Source organism: Vibrio sp. 10N.261.52.C11 (genome assembly GCF_041471405.1).
Lineage (GTDB): Bacteria > Pseudomonadota > Gammaproteobacteria > Enterobacterales > Vibrionaceae > Vibrio > Vibrio crassostreae_C.
This window is the reverse complement of record NZ_JBFROI010000078.1, coordinates 1-15,810: the sequence shown is the minus strand read 5'-3', so window position 1 is coordinate 15,810 and position 15,810 is coordinate 1. Positions and strand designations below refer to the sequence as shown.

The window sequence follows — 15,810 nt, the reverse complement described above, 5'->3', positions numbered from 1 at the left end:
GTTTAATATGATCAATTCCAAAATGATAAATTGAAAATAACAATGAGATAACTATAATGGCTTGAAGGTTTTTAGGGGCGTTTACGTATAAAAATAATCCTGAAAAAGAAAAATAAACAGGTAGTGAAATAATAAATAAAATAACAGATTCTTTTTTTGAAATAGTTTTCATTTTATTTTAGAAATAACCATATCTGGAGACAAATCGTTAAGGCACTTTAGGTGTCCTAGTGGGCATTGTCGTTTAAAGCAAGGGCGGCATTCGATATCGGTGTGTACAATATCGACCTTCTTAGCTAAAGGCGGTGTGTATTTTGGTGATGTAGAGCCATATATTGCAACTACACTACAGCCCACCGCAGCAGCAACGTGCATTAGACCTGAGTCGTTGGCTACGACAGTGTCGCATGCACCTAATAAATCTAGCGCTTCAATTAAACTTGTTTGGCCTGCTAAAACGTGGATATGAGATTGCAGCTCTTTCGGAACTTGCGCCTTAATATTATTGCAAGTATCTAGGTCTTTCTGTGAACCAAATAACCAAATTTTCTTACCAGCTCGGCTCATGGATGTTGCAACTTCTGCGTAGTGACTCTCAGGCCACTTTTTGGCTGGTCCGAATTCTGCCCCTGGGCATAAGCCAATAATTGAGTAGCTATTATCTAGGTTGAACTTGGAGATTGTTTTGCTTTGTTTGTCTTCATCAATAAGTAGACTCGGGTGAGGTAGGTTGTCTAAGCCCCCCAAAGAAGAAGAGTTAATCATGGCAGGTTTTGAATGCGCCAAAGCTACGTAGCGCTCAACCATGAATTGAAAAGATTTCATGTTTGAGCGTAGATCATTCAATAAACCATAACGCATTTCACCTTTCCATCCAGTACGGATAGGAATGTTTGCGAACCAAGGGATGAGGGCTGACTTGGCTGATTTCGGTAAAATATAGGCGTGATCATACTGGTTTTCCCGCAGTGATTTACCTATCTCTCGGCGACCAAATAAATCAAATGCACCATGGCCAATCGGCATTTCGATCGCTTGATGGACCTCTGGCATACGCTCAAGTATGGGTTTACACCAGCTGGGAGCGATAACATCGATAAGCGCATCAGGATTTTGTTGTTTTAGTGTCATGTATAGAGTTTGTGACATAACCATGTCACCGACCCATGATGGTCCAATAATTAGTATTCTACTCACTCTTGGATTCCTAATTTTGTCCATTCAGATTTATATTTACTTTTGAATACATTGTAATAATTTAAGCCATCTTGCTGACTATATAAAAAGTTAAGTACCCACATGTATTGTTCTGGTTTGGGGCTCACAAAGGTCTCAATCGCTTCGTTCATAGCTCGAGCGTCAGCTTGGTCTTCATTTTGCAACTCCAGTGCTGGCAAGATTTCTAATGAATACTTTCCTGTTTCAGGGTTTATTGATGCAAAAAGAGGAACTATTTTAGCTCTAGATAGCTTAGCCAGTTTACTCAGTCCAGGTAGGGTAGCTTTCGTTGTCTCAAAAAAGCTAACGAACTCACTGAGTTCCGCTCCATGGTCTTGATCTGGTAGGTAATACCCCAAATAGCCATCTTTTACCGATTTGATAAATGGCTTTATTCCACCAGAGCGTTCATACACACGACCACCATATTGAACTCTTTGACGATGCATAAGCCAATCAGAGACCGGGTTCTTTTGCTTCTTTGCCATTGCAGAGACAGGGAGGCCCATTGAAGCAAGCATTACTGCGGGAATATCAATAGCCCATGAGTGTGGGACTAATAATATGACATTTTCACCGTTATTAGTGTGCTTGGTTAGGTTTTCTTTGCCAACGAATTCACACTGCTCTTGTAACCAAAATTTTGATTTTAAGGTAAGTAAGCTAAAGCGAAGTACAAAGACACTAGCAGTGTATAGTGTCTTATAAATTAATTGCTCGCGCTCTTGAAAACTGAGGTTGGGAAAGCATAGCTCAAAATTAACCCGCGCTCTATGAGCTGGGCCTTTCTGAGATTTAGATAGTTTTAAAGCGATAATATGCGCTACCCATTGATGAAAACGCAGCGGGAGAAGGGCGACTGGAAGCGCAAATATAACTGCTAACCATGTCCCCCATAGCTTAGGAGCTAGGAAGGCCCATCGAAAACTAGGGTTGTAAGCTTTTGAATCAAAGTCATTACGTTGATTTGTCATTTAAAATCACTAACCTTAAAATTTACTTAGCTTTCTATATCACTTTGCACTTTATTGCATTCGAGGGAGATATAGAGTAATTGCTTGCAGCACTAATCTAAATTTTGCTTTGCTTGGGATTAGACGTCAGGAGGGCGGGGGGGGAGTTGTACCCCGCGCTCTAAGTGCAATCTGATACTACTTATTTACAATTTGCATGTATTGAGCAACGCCTTGCGCTACGGTTTTAAATACCACATCACAGCCTGCTGCTCGAAGTTTCGTAAGGTCAGCTTGAGTAAACTCTTGGTAAGCGCCTTTTAAATGCTCAGGGAAAGGAATCGTTTCGATTTCACCTTTACCGTGGTGCTTAATTACCGCTTTGGCAACTTCGTCAAAAGACTCAGCATTGCCGGTGCCTAGGTTAAAGATGCCAGAAACACCATTTTCTAAGAACCACAGGTTTACTGCTGCAACATCACCGACATACACAAAATCACGCTGGAATTTTTCGCTACCTGCGAACAGTTTAGGGTTCTCACCAGCGTTCATTTGGTTGTTTAGATGGAAAGCAACAGAGGCCATGCTACCTTTGTGATCTTCACGTGGACCGTAAACATTGAAGTAACGGAAACCAGTAATTTGAGGTAACGTCTCATTATGCGCTACAGCATCCGCGGTTAGGCGACGAACGTAGTTATCAAATTGTTGTTTAGAGTAACCGTAGACATTTAATGCGCCTTCATACTCTTTCTCTTCGATGAAAGTCTCTGTCTCACCGTAAGTGGCAGCTGAAGAGGCATATAGGAAGGGGATTTCACGCTCAATACAGTAATGCAGTAACTCTTTTGAGTACTCATAGTTGTTGAGCATCATGTATTTACCATCCCACTCGGTCGTTGCCGAACAAGCACCTTCATGGAAAATAGCTTCAATAGGGCCGAAATCATCGCCAGCCATAACCTGAGTTAGAAAATCATCGCGATCCATGTAGTCAGTGATGTCTAGGTCTACAAGGTTCTTGAACTTTTTACCGTTCTTGAGGTTGTCGACAACTAGAATATCGTTGTGGCCTGCGTCATTGAGTGCTTTCACAATATTGCTGCCGATCATGCCAGCACCACCAGTTACGATAATCATATTTTTCCTACTCTTTTGAATATAAAACTACCGAGAGTATAGCAAGGAATGACAAAGACGGGCTAGTGGAATAATTCCTTAAGCGGAGTATGATATGAGCAGATTAGTCTTAGGTAAGTGCGCAGTAAGCACTCGAAATTATAGGTATTATCATGAAAATTGCAGTTGCGGGTACCGGTTATGTAGGTTTATCCAATGCGATGTTGTTAGCGCAGAATCATGATGTTGTTGCAGTTGATATCGTCGAAGAAAAGGTATCGATGTTGAACAACAAGCAATCGCCAATCATGGATGTTGAGATTGAAGAGTTTTTGGCTAATCGTGCTTTGAGTTTTCAAGCCACAACCGATAAGCAAGCGTATCAAGATGCAGAGTTCGTTATTATCGCTACACCAACCGACTATGACCCTAAAACGAACTACTTTAATACCAGTTCTGTAGAGTCGGTGATTCGTGACGTAATGATGGTTAATCCGAATGCCGTCATGGTGATCAAATCAACGGTACCTGTTGGTTATACTGAGCGTGTTAAGCAAGATTTAAACTGTGAAAACATTATGTTCTCGCCAGAATTTTTACGTGAAGGCAAAGCCCTGTACGACAACCTACACCCATCACGCATTATTGTTGGTGAGTGTTCTGAGCGAGCGAAAGTGTTTGCAAACCTTCTTGTTGAAGGCGCAGAAAAAGAGAATATCGACGTACTGTTTACTCACTCCACAGAAGCGGAAGCAGTAAAGCTCTTCTCAAATACCTACTTGGCGATGCGTGTTTCTTATTTCAATGAGCTCGATTCTTACGCCGAAGCGCATGGTTTGGATTCTCGTCAGATCATCGAAGGTGTGGGTTTAGACCCTCGTATTGGTAATCACTATAACAACCCTTCATTTGGGTACGGTGGTTACTGCTTACCGAAAGACACCAAGCAACTGTTGGCGAATTACCAAGATGTACCTAACAACATTGTGGGTGCCATTGTCGATGCTAACCGCACTCGTAAGGACTTCATTGCGGATTCAATTATTAAGCGCTCGCCTAAAATTGTCGGTATCTATCGCTTGATCATGAAATCCGGCTCGGACAACTTCCGTGCGTCGTCGATTCAAGGCATCATGAAGCGTTTGAAAGCAAAAGGCATAGAAGTGGTCGTGTTCGAACCCGTGTTAGAAGAAGAGCATTTCTTTAACTCGAAGGTTTATTCTGATCTCGAAGAGTTCAAAGCTGTATCAGATGTGATTGTATCAAACAGAATGGTAGAAGAAATCGCAGACGTTGCAGATAAGGTGTACACACGAGACTTGTTTGGCAGTGACTGATTCTGCGCTACTTTAACTAATGTTAACAGGTTTATTCATTTTTCGAATTGTACATTGATGATCGTGTTTTTTATAAAGCTAGCACTGACATATACAAATTGTTTAATTTTTAATTTTAGGTTTTTATGAAGATATTAATTACAGGCGGTGCTGGTTTTATAGGTTCAGCTGTCATTCGTCATATTATAAGCAATAAGTCAGATAGCGTCGTGAACGTTGATAAGCTTACTTATGCAGGTAACTTAGAATCCCTTATTGATGTTGATTCGAATCAACGATATGCGTTTGAAGCGGTGGATATTTGTAACCGTACTGAGCTAGACCGTATTTTTGAGCAGCATAAGCCCGATGCAGTAATGCACTTGGCCGCTGAATCTCATGTTGACCGTTCGATTGACGGCCCAGCTGTATTTATCGAAACTAATATTGTTGGTACATATACATTACTTGAAGCGACTAGAGCTTATTGGAATGAGCTTTCTGAAAGTGATAAAGCCACTTTTCGTTTCCACCATATCTCTACTGACGAAGTCTATGGCGATTTAGAAGGCACGGATGACTTGTTTACCGAGACGACGTCGTATGAGCCATCAAGCCCATACTCCGCTTCGAAAGCTTCTTCTGATCATCTCGTCCGAGCTTGGCTACGCACCTATGGTTTACCAACCGTTGTAACTAATTGTTCAAATAACTACGGCCCTTACCACTTCCCTGAGAAATTAATTCCATTGATGATCTTGAATGCTCTCGATGGAAAACCTCTTCCAGTGTATGGCAATGGTATGCAAATTCGTGATTGGCTGTTTGTTGAAGATCATGCACGAGCGTTGTACAAAGTGGTCACTGAAGGTGAGGTAGGTGAAACCTATAACATTGGTGGTCACAATGAAAAAGCAAACATTGATGTTGTCAAAACGATCTGCTCATTACTTGAAGAGTTGGTGCCAAATAAGCCAGAAGGGGTGGGCAAGTACCTTGACTTAGTTACTTATGTCACTGATAGACCTGGGCATGATCTACGTTATGCAATCGATGCGTCAAAGATTGAACGTGAATTGGGTTGGAAGCCAGAAGAGACTTTCGAATCAGGTATTCGTAAAACGGTCGAGTGGTACTTAGATAGTAAACAATGGTGGTCACGCGTATTAGATGGCTCTTACGCTGGTGAACGCTTAGGTGTTTCTTCAGATTTAGTTGTAAATGGTAAGGTTGATAAGTAATGAAAGGGATAGTTCTTGCTGGAGGTTCAGGCACGCGTTTATATCCACTCACTCGCGGCGTATCAAAACAGCTTTTGCCCATTTACGATAAGCCGATGGTTTTTTACCCAATCTCGACGTTAATGCTAGCTGGCATCAAAGATATTTTGATTATCACGACTCCTGAAGATAACGCTGGTTTTCAACGCCTACTTGGTGATGGTTCAGATTTTGGCATCAACCTTGAGTATGCAATTCAACCAAGCCCGGATGGTTTAGCGCAAGCTTTTATCATTGGTGAAGAGTTTATTGGTGATGATAGTGTTTGTTTGGTGTTGGGGGATAATATCTTTTACGGTCAGTCTTTTTCTAGAACGCTACAGAATGCCGCTTCAAAAGAGTCTGGTGCTACTGTTTTTGGCTATCAAGTCAAAGATCCTGAGCGTTTTGGCGTAGTTGAATTTGACGAAAAAATGAAAGCCGTTTCGATTGAAGAAAAACCTGAAATACCAAAATCAAACTATGCGGTAACTGGTTTGTATTTCTACGATAATCGAGTTGTAGAACTGGCAAAACAAGTGAAGCCATCTCTTCGAGGTGAGTTGGAAATTACCACTCTCAATGAAATGTATCTAAATGATGGTTCTCTGAATGTGGAACTATTAGGCCGTGGTTTTGCCTGGTTAGACACTGGTACTCATGAAAGCCTTCATGAGGCTTCATCTTTTGTTCAAACTATTGAAAATGTACAAGGGCTAAAGGTTGCTTGTTTAGAAGAGATAGCTTGGCGTAATGGTTGGTTAACTGATGAACAAATGTTAATGCTTGCTAAACCGATGATGAAAAATGAATACGGTCAGTATTTGACTCGTTTAGTCATGGATATTCAAAAGAAGGCAAAAGCTTAATGCGCGTACTAATTACTGGCTGTCATGGTCAAGTTGGCTCTTGTCTAACTAAACAACTGGCTAACAATGAGAATACATTGGTATTAGCGCTTGATAGAGAGCACCTTGATATTACGAGCCAAGAGTCTGTTAATGCCGTTGTTAGCGAATTTCAACCTACTATTATTATCAATGCAGCGGCGCATACTGCGGTTGATAAAGCTGAAGAAGAAGTAGAGCTTTCTTATGCGATCAATCGTGATGGTCCCAAGTTCTTAGCACAAGCAGCGCAAAACCTAGGGGCCGCGATTCTACACATTTCGACGGACTATGTCTTTGAAGGTAATAAAGTCGGAGAGTATCTAGAGAGTGATATCACAAACCCACAAGGTGTTTACGGTAAAAGTAAACTAGCCGGTGAAATGGCTGTTACCGAAGCGTGTGATAAACATATCATCCTTCGCACTGCTTGGGTGTTTGGTGAGGATGGCAATAATTTCGTTAAGACCATGCTTCGCTTAGGTGAAAACCGAGATACATTGAGTATCGTGGGTGACCAGTTTGGTGGACCTACATATGCAGGCGATATAGCAAGTACCTTGATAAAAATCGCGAACTTCATCAATCAAGGTGATGTGGTGGAGTATGGTGTTTATCACTATTCGGGGCTGCCGCATGTGAGTTGGTTTGAATTTGCTGAGGCTATTTTCAATGTTGCAGTCGAGCAAGGTGTTATCGCAAGTAAACCGAGCCTCTCGACTATTGCTACCGAACAATATCTCACGCCAGTAAAGCGTCCAATCAATTCTAAGTTGAGTACAGAGAAAATTATGACTCTTCTCGCGGTCGAGCCTAGTGACTGGAAGGCGGCATTAAGCAATATTAAAGCGTACGCAGGATAAAATAATGAAAGTAATAGATACCCGCATAGCTGATGTGAAAATTATAGAGCCCAAAGTGTTTGGTGACGAGCGCGGTTTTTTCATGGAAACGTGGAACAAAAAACAATTTGAAGAGTTAGTCACAGGTAAATCAACACAATTTGTACAAGATAATCATTCTAAGTCTAAGAAGGGTACTCTACGCGGTTTACATTACCAAACTGAAAACACCCAAGGTAAATTGGTTCGGGTTATTTCGGGAGAGGTGTTTGATGTTGCTGTTGACATTCGAAAAGACTCTGCGACCTTTGGTCAATGGGTTGGGGAGTTCCTTTCTGCTGAAAATAAGCGTCAATTATGGGTGCCTGAAGGTTTTGCTCATGGTTTTTATGTTATGAGCGATATGGCTGAATTTGTTTATAAATGTACGGACTTTTATAACCCTACTGCGGAAATCTCAATTGCCTGGAATGACCCGGAACTGGGTGTTGAGTGGCCTTTGACTCAAGAGCAATCTATTCAGCTATCGGAGAAAGATCAATGTGCGATCTCTTTTTCACAGGCTCTAAAATCTAAATTGTAATCAATAGACCTAGCTAATTTGAGGGACGATTGATTCCACTCTATTTTCGTCAGAGCTAATTCGACCAGATGTTATCAGCTCGATCTATCCGCTTAGTGGCGATATACTGAACCACTAAACGGATAGGGATACTAATAACTAATGAAAACACGTGACAAGATTGTTTACGCTGCTCTAGAGCTTTTTAATGAGCACGGTGAGCGTAGTATTACGACCAATCATATTGCTGAGCATATCGAGATTAGCCCTGGTAACCTCTACTACCATTTCCGCAACAAGCAAGAAATTGTCCGTGACATCTTTACTCTCTATTCGACAGAGTTACTTGAAAGGTTCACACCGATTCAAGGCCAACAAGAAAGCCTGACGCTACTAAAGCGCTACTTAGATTCTATCTTCACGTTGATGTGGAAGTACCGATTCTTCTATGCGAACTTACCTGAAATATTGTCACGTGATGAAAAACTCCACCTTGATTACATGGCCGTACAAGAAAAGCTGCAAACGAATCTTGTCGATATCATGCGAGCCTTCGTTGAGTTGAACCTGCTCAAAGCAACGGATACGGAAATGAAATCGATGGTGACGTCTCTTCACTTGATTGCATCAGGTTGGTTGGCGTATCAATCTGCGATGTCTCCAAAAGCTCAAATTACCGAGCAAGTGGTTCATCAAGGAATGCTGCAGATGATCGCGACGGTTAAACCGATTGCGACAGCTCAAGGTTTTGAGCAGCTGACATTATTGGAAGATGGTGTAAGGGCGTTGAACTCTAAATAGAAAGAGACGAGTAAGCGGTATACGGGATTCGAAGAAAGATACTCGCATCCCGTATCTGCTCTTTACCTAACCAACCAACTCTTTGGATTCTGAGCTTGGCTGTTTCTACGAATTTCAAAGTACAATGATGGGCGTGTTTGGCCGCCAGTGTCACCTGCAAGCGCGATGGCTTCACCCGCTTTAACCTTGTCACCTTCTTTCTTCAGTAGTGCTTGGTTAAAGCCATAGAGCGTCATATCACCTTTACCATGATCGAGAAGAACCACTAAACCATAGCCTCGCAGATACTCGGCAAATACCACCGTACCTGAGTAAACGGATTTAACCTGCTGACCGTACTTGGCGTTGATCACCATGCCTTTCCAGTTAATTTGCCCCGTTTGACGTGAACCGTAGTTATGTAGAACTTTATCTTTGATCGGCCAAGGTAGCTTACCTTTACGTTTTGCTAGGCCATCCATCGGGACGGCATTACGTCGTTCTCGAGCCGCTTTTTCTGCTTTTGCTATTTCAGCTTTCAGGCGAGTTTCATTTCGCTGAAGTTCAGCCAAGTAATTTTTGTCGCCAGAAATATTCTTCTTAATACTGCCAACGGTTTTCTTACGTTGTGTTTGAGTCTGAGACAACTTGTCACGCTTGGTGGTTTGCTGTTTTAACAATGTTGCGATTTGTTCTTGCTCGAGTTGACGCTGTTTGTGGCTTTCTTCTAATTCAAGTTGCGTCTGTTCAATCGTTTTAATGGTTGCGGAGCGAGCTTTGGCAAGGTGCTGGTAATAATGACTGATGCGATCTTCTTCTACACCGGTGTTGAGAATGTGAGAAGAAGCCTTAGCTCGACTCGTCATGTAGTAAGTCTGAATGAGCTGCTCTAACTTGTCTGTCTGGACTTTTTTCTGTGCAGTGAGCGCTTTAATCTTTGTGTCTAAATTAGCAATATTAGCATTAGCAGTATTGAGCTGCTTTTTACTGTCTAGAATCGCTTTTTCAAGTGAAGCGATGGACAGCTCCTGCTTCTTGAGGTTTGCCTGTAGGCTATCGAGTTTCTTTTGCTGGGAAGAGAGCGCTTTCTGTTGACGAGAGATTTCGCTTGATACGCCTTTCAGTTCACCTTGAGATGCAGCAAATGATGATGAAGACAAAAGAGCAACACCAAGGCTGGCAGATATCAAAAGAACAGTGCTCATTGATTGAACGGGTTTCATCATTATCGTCATTTTGCTCTTATTAATAATCAGCATCTGCTGCGAGTCTTTTCGCATCTCGGCTATCGGCTATTCGTCGGATCCCGAATCTGCTCTTAAATCCCATCACCATGGATGAAGTTCTGAGAGCGACCGTTAAACCCCTGATCCATGTCTAAAGATGGCTTATCAGTTTTCGGCTTTCCAACAATTTTTGCAGGAACACCAGCGACAGTCGTATGAGGCGGAACGGCTTGAAGAACCACAGAGCAAGAACCAATTTTCGCGCCTTCACCCACTTCAATATTGCCAAGTATTTTAGCGCCGGCACCGATCATTACACCTTCTCGGATTTTAGGGTGACGATCGCCACCTTCTTTACCCGTACCACCTAAAGTCACGTCTTGAAGGATCGATACATCATTTTCGACGACAGCAGTTTCACCAATCACGATACCAGTGGCGTGGTCGAGCATGATCGCTTTACCGATACGAGCGGCTGGGTGAATATCCACTTGGCAAGCAACCGAAATTTGGTTCTGTAGGTAAGTAGCAAGCGCAATACGCCCTTGCTTCCATAGCCAGTTAGCCACTCGGTAACCTTGCAAAGCGTGGTAGCCTTTCAGATAAAGCAGAGGCATCGAGTACATCTCGACCGCAGGATCTCGATTTACCGTCGCGCAGATATCACAAGCAGCCGCATCAATAATCGATTGATCTTGCTTGAATGCTTGTTCAACCACCTCACGCACCGCCATTGCGGGCATTGAAGCCGTCTTTAGCTTGTTGGCTAGGATATAACTTAATGCAGCGCCTAAGCTTTCGTGGTTGATAATGGTGGCATGGTAAAAACTCGCAAGCATAGGTTCTTGCTCTGACTGCTGTCGAGCTTCCTTCACAATGCATTGCCAAACCTTTTGCTGTTCACAGTGTTTCATTTTTCCATCCATTTTATCTATTTCATTCCACGACTTAATAAGCGATGTTATCGCTCTGACTTCTTGTCTCGAGCAAGCAGATCTTGCGCAGCTAAGTGTGCATCCTTTCCTTGATACAGCACTTGGTAAATTTGTTCAACAATTGGCATCTCAACGCCCATACGTTCTGATAGTAACCAAACTTCTTTAGTGTTGCGATAGCCTTCTACCACCTGGCCAATTTCTTCTTGTGCAGTATCAACATCTTTACCGGAACCTAACGCTAAACCGAAGCGACGGTTACGCGATTGGTTATCAGTACAGGTTAGTACTAAGTCACCCAACCCTGCCATGCCCATGAAGGTTTCTGGTTGTGCACCCAGTGCAGCACCTAAGCGACTCATTTCAGCTAAGCCACGCGTGATCAGTGCAGTACGAGCATTGGCACCAAAACCAATGCCATCCGACATGCCTGCGCCAATTGCGATAACATTTTTCACCGCGCCGCCAAGTTGCATACCGATGAAATCAGAGTTTGCGTATACGCGGAATGTTTTACCGCAGTGGATCTTCTCTTGCAGCTCTTCTAAGAATACTTCATCTGGTGAAGCGACAGAGATAGCCGTTGGCATGCCCATCGCTAACTCTTTGGCGAAGGTCGGCCCGGATAGAACCGCTAAAGAGTAGCCATCACCCAGCACATCGTGCGCGACATCTTTAAGCAGGCGTCCTGTCTCTGGCTCTAAGCCTTTGGTCGCCCAACAGATGCGAGAGTCTGAGGCTAAGTAAGGTTTAACGCTATTAAGCACAACGCCAAATACGTGGCTCGGGACTACAAGTAAAAGGTCTCGGCTTGAAGTCACTGCTTTTTCTAAGTCTGATTCAATGATCAGGCTTTCTGGGAATTCTATATTTGGTAGAAACTCATTATTAGCGCGCTCAGATTCAAGGCGAGCCATATGAACAGGGTCGTGTCCCCAAAGAACAACATTGGCACCGTTACGCGCTAGAGATATAGCTAAAGAGGTTCCGTAAGAACCGGCGCCTATCACTGTCATCGCAATGTCTTTACCGTAAGCGTCTGCCGTGTTAGTCGGGCGAGTTGTGTCTGTCATGCTTCCACCTAAAAATAATGAGGGAAATCGAAGAGTTTTGGAGAAACCCTTTACTAAGAAGAAAAAGCGCTCTACCAAAGTACAGTGTAAATAAAAAATGCACATCGCAGAAGCTGCGATGTGCATTTAAAAGCGAACTAGCGCTTGAATCGTTAGAGTTAAGTTCTACTTTGAGACTTAAGCCTGCTCGCCTTCAGCTTGTTGAGCTTGGTTCTGTAGGTAGTTCATGAACAAAGCATCGAAGTTTACAGGTGCTAGGTTCAGTTGTGGGAACGTACCTTTAACCACTAGGCTAGAAATCGTTTCACGAGCGTATGGGAACAGGATGTTCGGGCAGAATGCACCTAGGCAATGAGCCAGTTGGCCAGCTTCCATTTCGCTAGCAGAGAAGATACCGCCTTGTTGAACTTCACAAAGGAATGCAGTGTCTTCTGCGTTCTTAACCGTAACCGTTAGACGTAGGATGACTTCGTAAACACCTTCGCCAAGTTCACGGCTTTGAGTGTCTAGATCCAGTTTTACATCTGGGTTCCACTCTTTTTGAAACATGTCTGGAGAGTTTGGCGCTTCGAAAGATACGTCTTTTAGGAAGATACGTTGGATTGCGAAGTTTTGTTGTGCGTCTTGTTGTGCTGCTTCAGCCATTTTCTTGTCCTTAAAAATTTATAATTAGGCTCTGTTCATCATATCAGTCGAACAAAGCCCTAAAGTAATATCGTTTTACTCGGTCAGCTTATTTTTTACCTTTAACCTATTTCTTACCTTTAACTAAAGGAAGGTTAGCTTCGCTCCAAGCCACTAAGCCGCTTTTCAGCACGCTTACGTTTTCAAAACCTGCTTTAACCAGCAAGTTCGCGCTTTCTTGAGCGGTTTGACCCGTCTTGCATACTACGATGATTGGGTCTGCTTTGTGACTTTCAAGGCTACCAAAGTTATTTGCTTTGATATCTGACGGTAAAATGTGAACTGCGTCAGTAATATGGCCTTTCTTGAACTCATCCTTAGTACGAATATCAACCACAACACCGTTTTCACGGTTAATCATGTGTGTGGTTTGCGCTGCCGTGATCTCTTTATAAGCTGCGTTTGATGTCTTAATAACGTTCGCAATGATGGCAACAACCAAGCCGATCCATACGATGGCTAAAATCATATTCTCTTGAACAAATGGAACTAACTCTTGCATATTTTGAACTCTTATTCGTTATTGGGCGAAAAACTATAGGTCAGGAGTATAGCGAGTTTTGGGGTTTGGTGTATAGATCAAGTGTCCGTATTAGGTGTTGTTGATTTGCCACTCGATGAGTGAAATGAGATAATAAACGGATTTACCGATGGCCATCTAACTTTTCAATTGCGTAGTGTAGTTTCGCTTAATACTAATGGGCGGTAGCATTCCTGATTTAAGTACAATCTGTTGGCTTGGTAGTCATATTAACTGTTGAGTTGTGGTGTATAAATTGTGAAAATGGAGATTCAACATTGGAAATGGCCTCCTATAGTCGCTGTCGAATTTCGCAATTCAATGATGCAGTATCAAGTAAGTATTTTGTACATAGTTTCGATTTGACAATTAACAGTGTCGTGTGAAGAGTTTGATTACATCAAAGAACAGTGTCCTAGTTTCGTGATGAGCTCAGGGATAAGAGCCTAAAGTAATGGGAAAAATTGTGACGGAATTACAGTGTTAAGATAAAGCAAGATGAAAAAATTCGATTGTTTCTCTGTCTAAATGGACAAGATTAGGCTGCACATCAAATTGTTAGTAGTTAACCTGTGGATGTGTTGTTTGGCTGGGAAGTTAACTTCGTAGTAATTAGGAGTGCAAGTTCATATCATCCTGAGAACACATTCAAGTAGAGAGGGGCCGTTGTGTCAATATAACGATTTTTGCCGCAATTTTTCTCTACAACGGTAGGTTTCTTCGGCCCTTAACTTTGAATCGAATACTTAAGAAAATAAGAATTTAAGTATATATTAGGAAGCACTACCCAAAGTGGTAATGCAAATCAATTAACAAATATGAGTAAAGTTTAAACGTGTCTAAAATGGTTACTATAAGAAGATACATTTCCTTAGTCGATGTATTGGCAAAAATGCGAATGAAATCACAAGCAAATAAACTTGCATTAAGTTATGCGTGGTGGTTACTTGAACCTTTGCTATTTGTTTCACTTTTTTATTTTCTTTTTTCCTATGTTTTACAACGAGGAGGAGATGATTATTTTTCTTTCATGATTGTTGGGAAAATAGTCTATTTGTGGTTTTCAAAAAGTGTTACGACTGCATCAACTTCATTGATCCTTAATAAAGGTATCTTGGCTCAGCGTTCGTTACCTAAATGGATATTTCCTATGGCGAGCATACATGAGACAACGTATAAGGCGGTTCTTTCATTTCTATTGTTGTTTTTTGTCTTAATCATCAATGGTTATTTTCCATCAGTTTACTGGCTCCAAGTTATCCCTTTAGTTGGCGTCATGTACCTACTAATCGTTGGTGTCAGCTTAGTAACTACAATTCTGGTTTCTATCGCTCAAGATTTCACAAACCTAATAAATATGGGGTTATTAGGGCTGATGTTTGCGTCTGGTATTTTTTGGGATATAAATACAATACAAAACGAAGCAACTAAAGATCTAATTTTAATATTTAACCCATTGGCTGCCATTATTAATTGCTTTAGAGAGGCTCTTGTTGGGAATGTAATAATAGATTATATAATATTACTACCATCAGTTTTCCTAGCTATTACTTTAATATCTTTGAGTGTTCTTGTTTTGAAAAAATGGAACAATAAATTGACTAGGTGTCTATTTTCATGAATAACGTAGTATTAGAATTCAGAAATGTTACATTAGAATATAAATCACGAGTTGGGATTCTAAAATATTTCACACACAAAGCTCTTGATAATGTTTCTTTTAAAGTAAGAAAAGGCGAAGTTGTTGGGATCGTTGGGCCAAATGGTGCAGGTAAATCAACTTTACTTAAATTAGCTGCAGGAGTTCTTTATCCCAATGATGGCCATATTATTTCGCCAGATGGGACAACGAAGTCGTTATTATCTTTAGGTTTAGGTTTTAGCCCTGAGCTTACGGGTAGGGATAATGCTGTTATTAGTTGCATGCTAAATGGTCTAACAAAGAAAGAAGCTTTGTCTCTAATTGAAGAAATTAAAGAGTTTTCGGAGCTGGGCAAATTTTTTGAACAGCCAGTGAAAACTTATTCTTCAGGGATGAAATCAAGGTTGGGCTTTTCTACTGGAATGATGTCTGAAGTTGATTTACTTATGATTGATGAAGTGTTGAGTGTTGGTGATGTCAATTTTCGCAAAAAGGCAGAGCGTGTGATGTTAGATAAACTGAAAGGTAACCAAACAGTTTTATTTGTCTCTCATAATGAAAAGCAAGTTGAAAAGCTTTGTTCTAGAGTTATTCAATTGTAAATTCGGATTGATTAATGATGGTTCCCCGGATTGTCGGAGGATATTAAAAAGGATTTAAAAAACTAAAAATCAATTTAACTATCTACTTTCAGGTGTTGATGATTAATTTTATAAAAAGTAATACCTAGTAAAGGAAGAGAAAAATATAATAAATTATATGAAAGATATTTTAGAGAGAAGACAGGATATATC

The 15,810-nt window shown here is 41.5% G+C and carries 16 protein-coding genes; 8 read left to right on the top strand and 8 right to left on the bottom strand.

The window, feature by feature from the left end; translation table 11 throughout:
• Positions 1 to 168 precede the first annotated feature (168 nt).
• The 3 genes from waaF to rfaD form a co-directional block, all read right to left on the bottom strand.
• The gene (gene waaF / locus AB4323_RS22335; RefSeq protein WP_372153397.1) at positions 169 to 1,197 is read right to left on the bottom strand and encodes a lipopolysaccharide heptosyltransferase II; all 1,029 of its coding nucleotides are present in this window, start codon (positions 1,195 to 1,197) and stop codon (positions 169 to 171) included.
• A complete protein-coding gene (lpxM, locus tag AB4323_RS22330) occupies positions 1,194 to 2,192 on the bottom strand; it encodes a lauroyl-Kdo(2)-lipid IV(A) myristoyltransferase (RefSeq protein ID WP_372153395.1) in 999 nt (332 codons plus the stop codon). Before lpxM ends, waaF begins: the two co-directional genes overlap by 4 nt.
• 177 nt (positions 2,193 to 2,369) lie before the next feature.
• Positions 2,370 to 3,311, bottom strand: coding sequence for an ADP-glyceromanno-heptose 6-epimerase (gene rfaD, locus AB4323_RS22325; protein WP_372153393.1), 942 nt, complete (start codon positions 3,309 to 3,311; stop codon positions 2,370 to 2,372).
• Positions 3,312 to 3,463: 152 nt separating this feature from the next.
• Here rfaD and AB4323_RS22320 point away from each other — a divergent pair, with 152 nt between their 5' ends.
• From AB4323_RS22320 to AB4323_RS22295, 6 genes are all read left to right on the top strand, one after another.
• Positions 3,464 to 4,627 carry a nucleotide sugar dehydrogenase gene (locus AB4323_RS22320; RefSeq protein ID WP_372153391.1) on the top strand — a complete coding sequence of 388 codons (1,164 nt, stop codon included), beginning with the start codon at positions 3,464 to 3,466 and terminating at the stop codon, positions 4,625 to 4,627.
• A 125-nt stretch (positions 4,628 to 4,752) separates the two neighbouring features.
• Positions 4,753 to 5,847, top strand: a complete 1,095-nt coding sequence (gene rfbB / locus AB4323_RS22315; RefSeq protein ID WP_372153389.1) for a dTDP-glucose 4,6-dehydratase — start codon at positions 4,753 to 4,755, stop codon at positions 5,845 to 5,847.
• A complete protein-coding gene (rfbA, locus tag AB4323_RS22310; protein ID WP_372153387.1) occupies positions 5,847 to 6,734 on the top strand; it encodes a glucose-1-phosphate thymidylyltransferase RfbA in 888 nt (295 codons plus the stop codon). The genes rfbB and rfbA overlap by 1 nt, the downstream gene beginning before the upstream one ends.
• Positions 6,734 to 7,615: a dTDP-4-dehydrorhamnose reductase gene (rfbD, locus tag AB4323_RS22305; RefSeq protein ID WP_372097601.1), complete on the top strand. Its 882-nt coding sequence runs from the start codon at positions 6,734 to 6,736 to the stop codon at positions 7,613 to 7,615. The genes rfbA and rfbD overlap by 1 nt, the downstream gene beginning before the upstream one ends.
• Positions 7,616 to 7,619: 4 nt before the next feature.
• Entirely contained in the window at positions 7,620 to 8,177 is a 558-nt protein-coding gene (gene rfbC, locus AB4323_RS22300; protein WP_372097603.1) for a dTDP-4-dehydrorhamnose 3,5-epimerase, read from the top strand.
• A gap of 141 nt (positions 8,178 to 8,318) precedes the next feature.
• On the top strand, positions 8,319 to 8,957 hold the full coding sequence (locus AB4323_RS22295) for a TetR/AcrR family transcriptional regulator (RefSeq protein WP_004733226.1): 639 nt from the start codon (positions 8,319 to 8,321) through the stop codon (positions 8,955 to 8,957).
• A gap of 62 nt (positions 8,958 to 9,019) precedes the next feature.
• Here AB4323_RS22295 and AB4323_RS22290 read toward each other — a convergent pair whose 3' ends face one another.
• The 5 genes from AB4323_RS22290 to AB4323_RS22270 form a co-directional block, all read right to left on the bottom strand.
• The gene (locus tag AB4323_RS22290) at positions 9,020 to 10,171 is read right to left on the bottom strand and encodes a murein hydrolase activator EnvC (protein ID WP_016797614.1); all 1,152 of its coding nucleotides are present in this window, start codon (positions 10,169 to 10,171) and stop codon (positions 9,020 to 9,022) included.
• Between the two features lie 83 nt (positions 10,172 to 10,254).
• Positions 10,255 to 11,076: a serine O-acetyltransferase gene (cysE, locus tag AB4323_RS22285; protein WP_009847961.1), complete on the bottom strand. Its 822-nt coding sequence runs from the start codon at positions 11,074 to 11,076 to the stop codon at positions 10,255 to 10,257.
• Positions 11,077 to 11,123: 47 nt separating this feature from the next.
• A complete protein-coding gene (gpsA, locus tag AB4323_RS22280) occupies positions 11,124 to 12,170 on the bottom strand; it encodes an NAD(P)H-dependent glycerol-3-phosphate dehydrogenase (RefSeq protein ID WP_372153385.1) in 1,047 nt (348 codons plus the stop codon).
• 177 nt (positions 12,171 to 12,347) lie between these two features.
• Positions 12,348 to 12,815, bottom strand: a complete 468-nt coding sequence (gene secB, locus AB4323_RS22275; protein WP_009847959.1) for a protein-export chaperone SecB — start codon at positions 12,813 to 12,815, stop codon at positions 12,348 to 12,350.
• Between the two features lie 106 nt (positions 12,816 to 12,921).
• Complete coding sequence (locus tag AB4323_RS22270; protein ID WP_010433842.1) at positions 12,922 to 13,356, bottom strand: rhodanese-like domain-containing protein; 435 nt, start codon at positions 13,354 to 13,356, stop codon at positions 12,922 to 12,924.
• An 862-nt stretch (positions 13,357 to 14,218) separates the two neighbouring features.
• On the opposite strand from AB4323_RS22270, the gene AB4323_RS22265 reads away from it, so the two are divergent.
• Both AB4323_RS22265 and AB4323_RS22260 read left to right on the top strand, forming a co-directional pair.
• Entirely contained in the window at positions 14,219 to 14,995 is a 777-nt protein-coding gene (locus AB4323_RS22265; RefSeq protein ID WP_372153399.1) for an ABC transporter permease, read from the top strand.
• The gene (locus AB4323_RS22260) at positions 14,992 to 15,618 is read left to right on the top strand and encodes an ABC transporter ATP-binding protein (RefSeq protein ID WP_016798417.1); all 627 of its coding nucleotides are present in this window, start codon (positions 14,992 to 14,994) and stop codon (positions 15,616 to 15,618) included. The genes AB4323_RS22265 and AB4323_RS22260 overlap by 4 nt, the downstream gene beginning before the upstream one ends.
• Positions 15,619 to 15,810 lie beyond the last annotated feature (192 nt).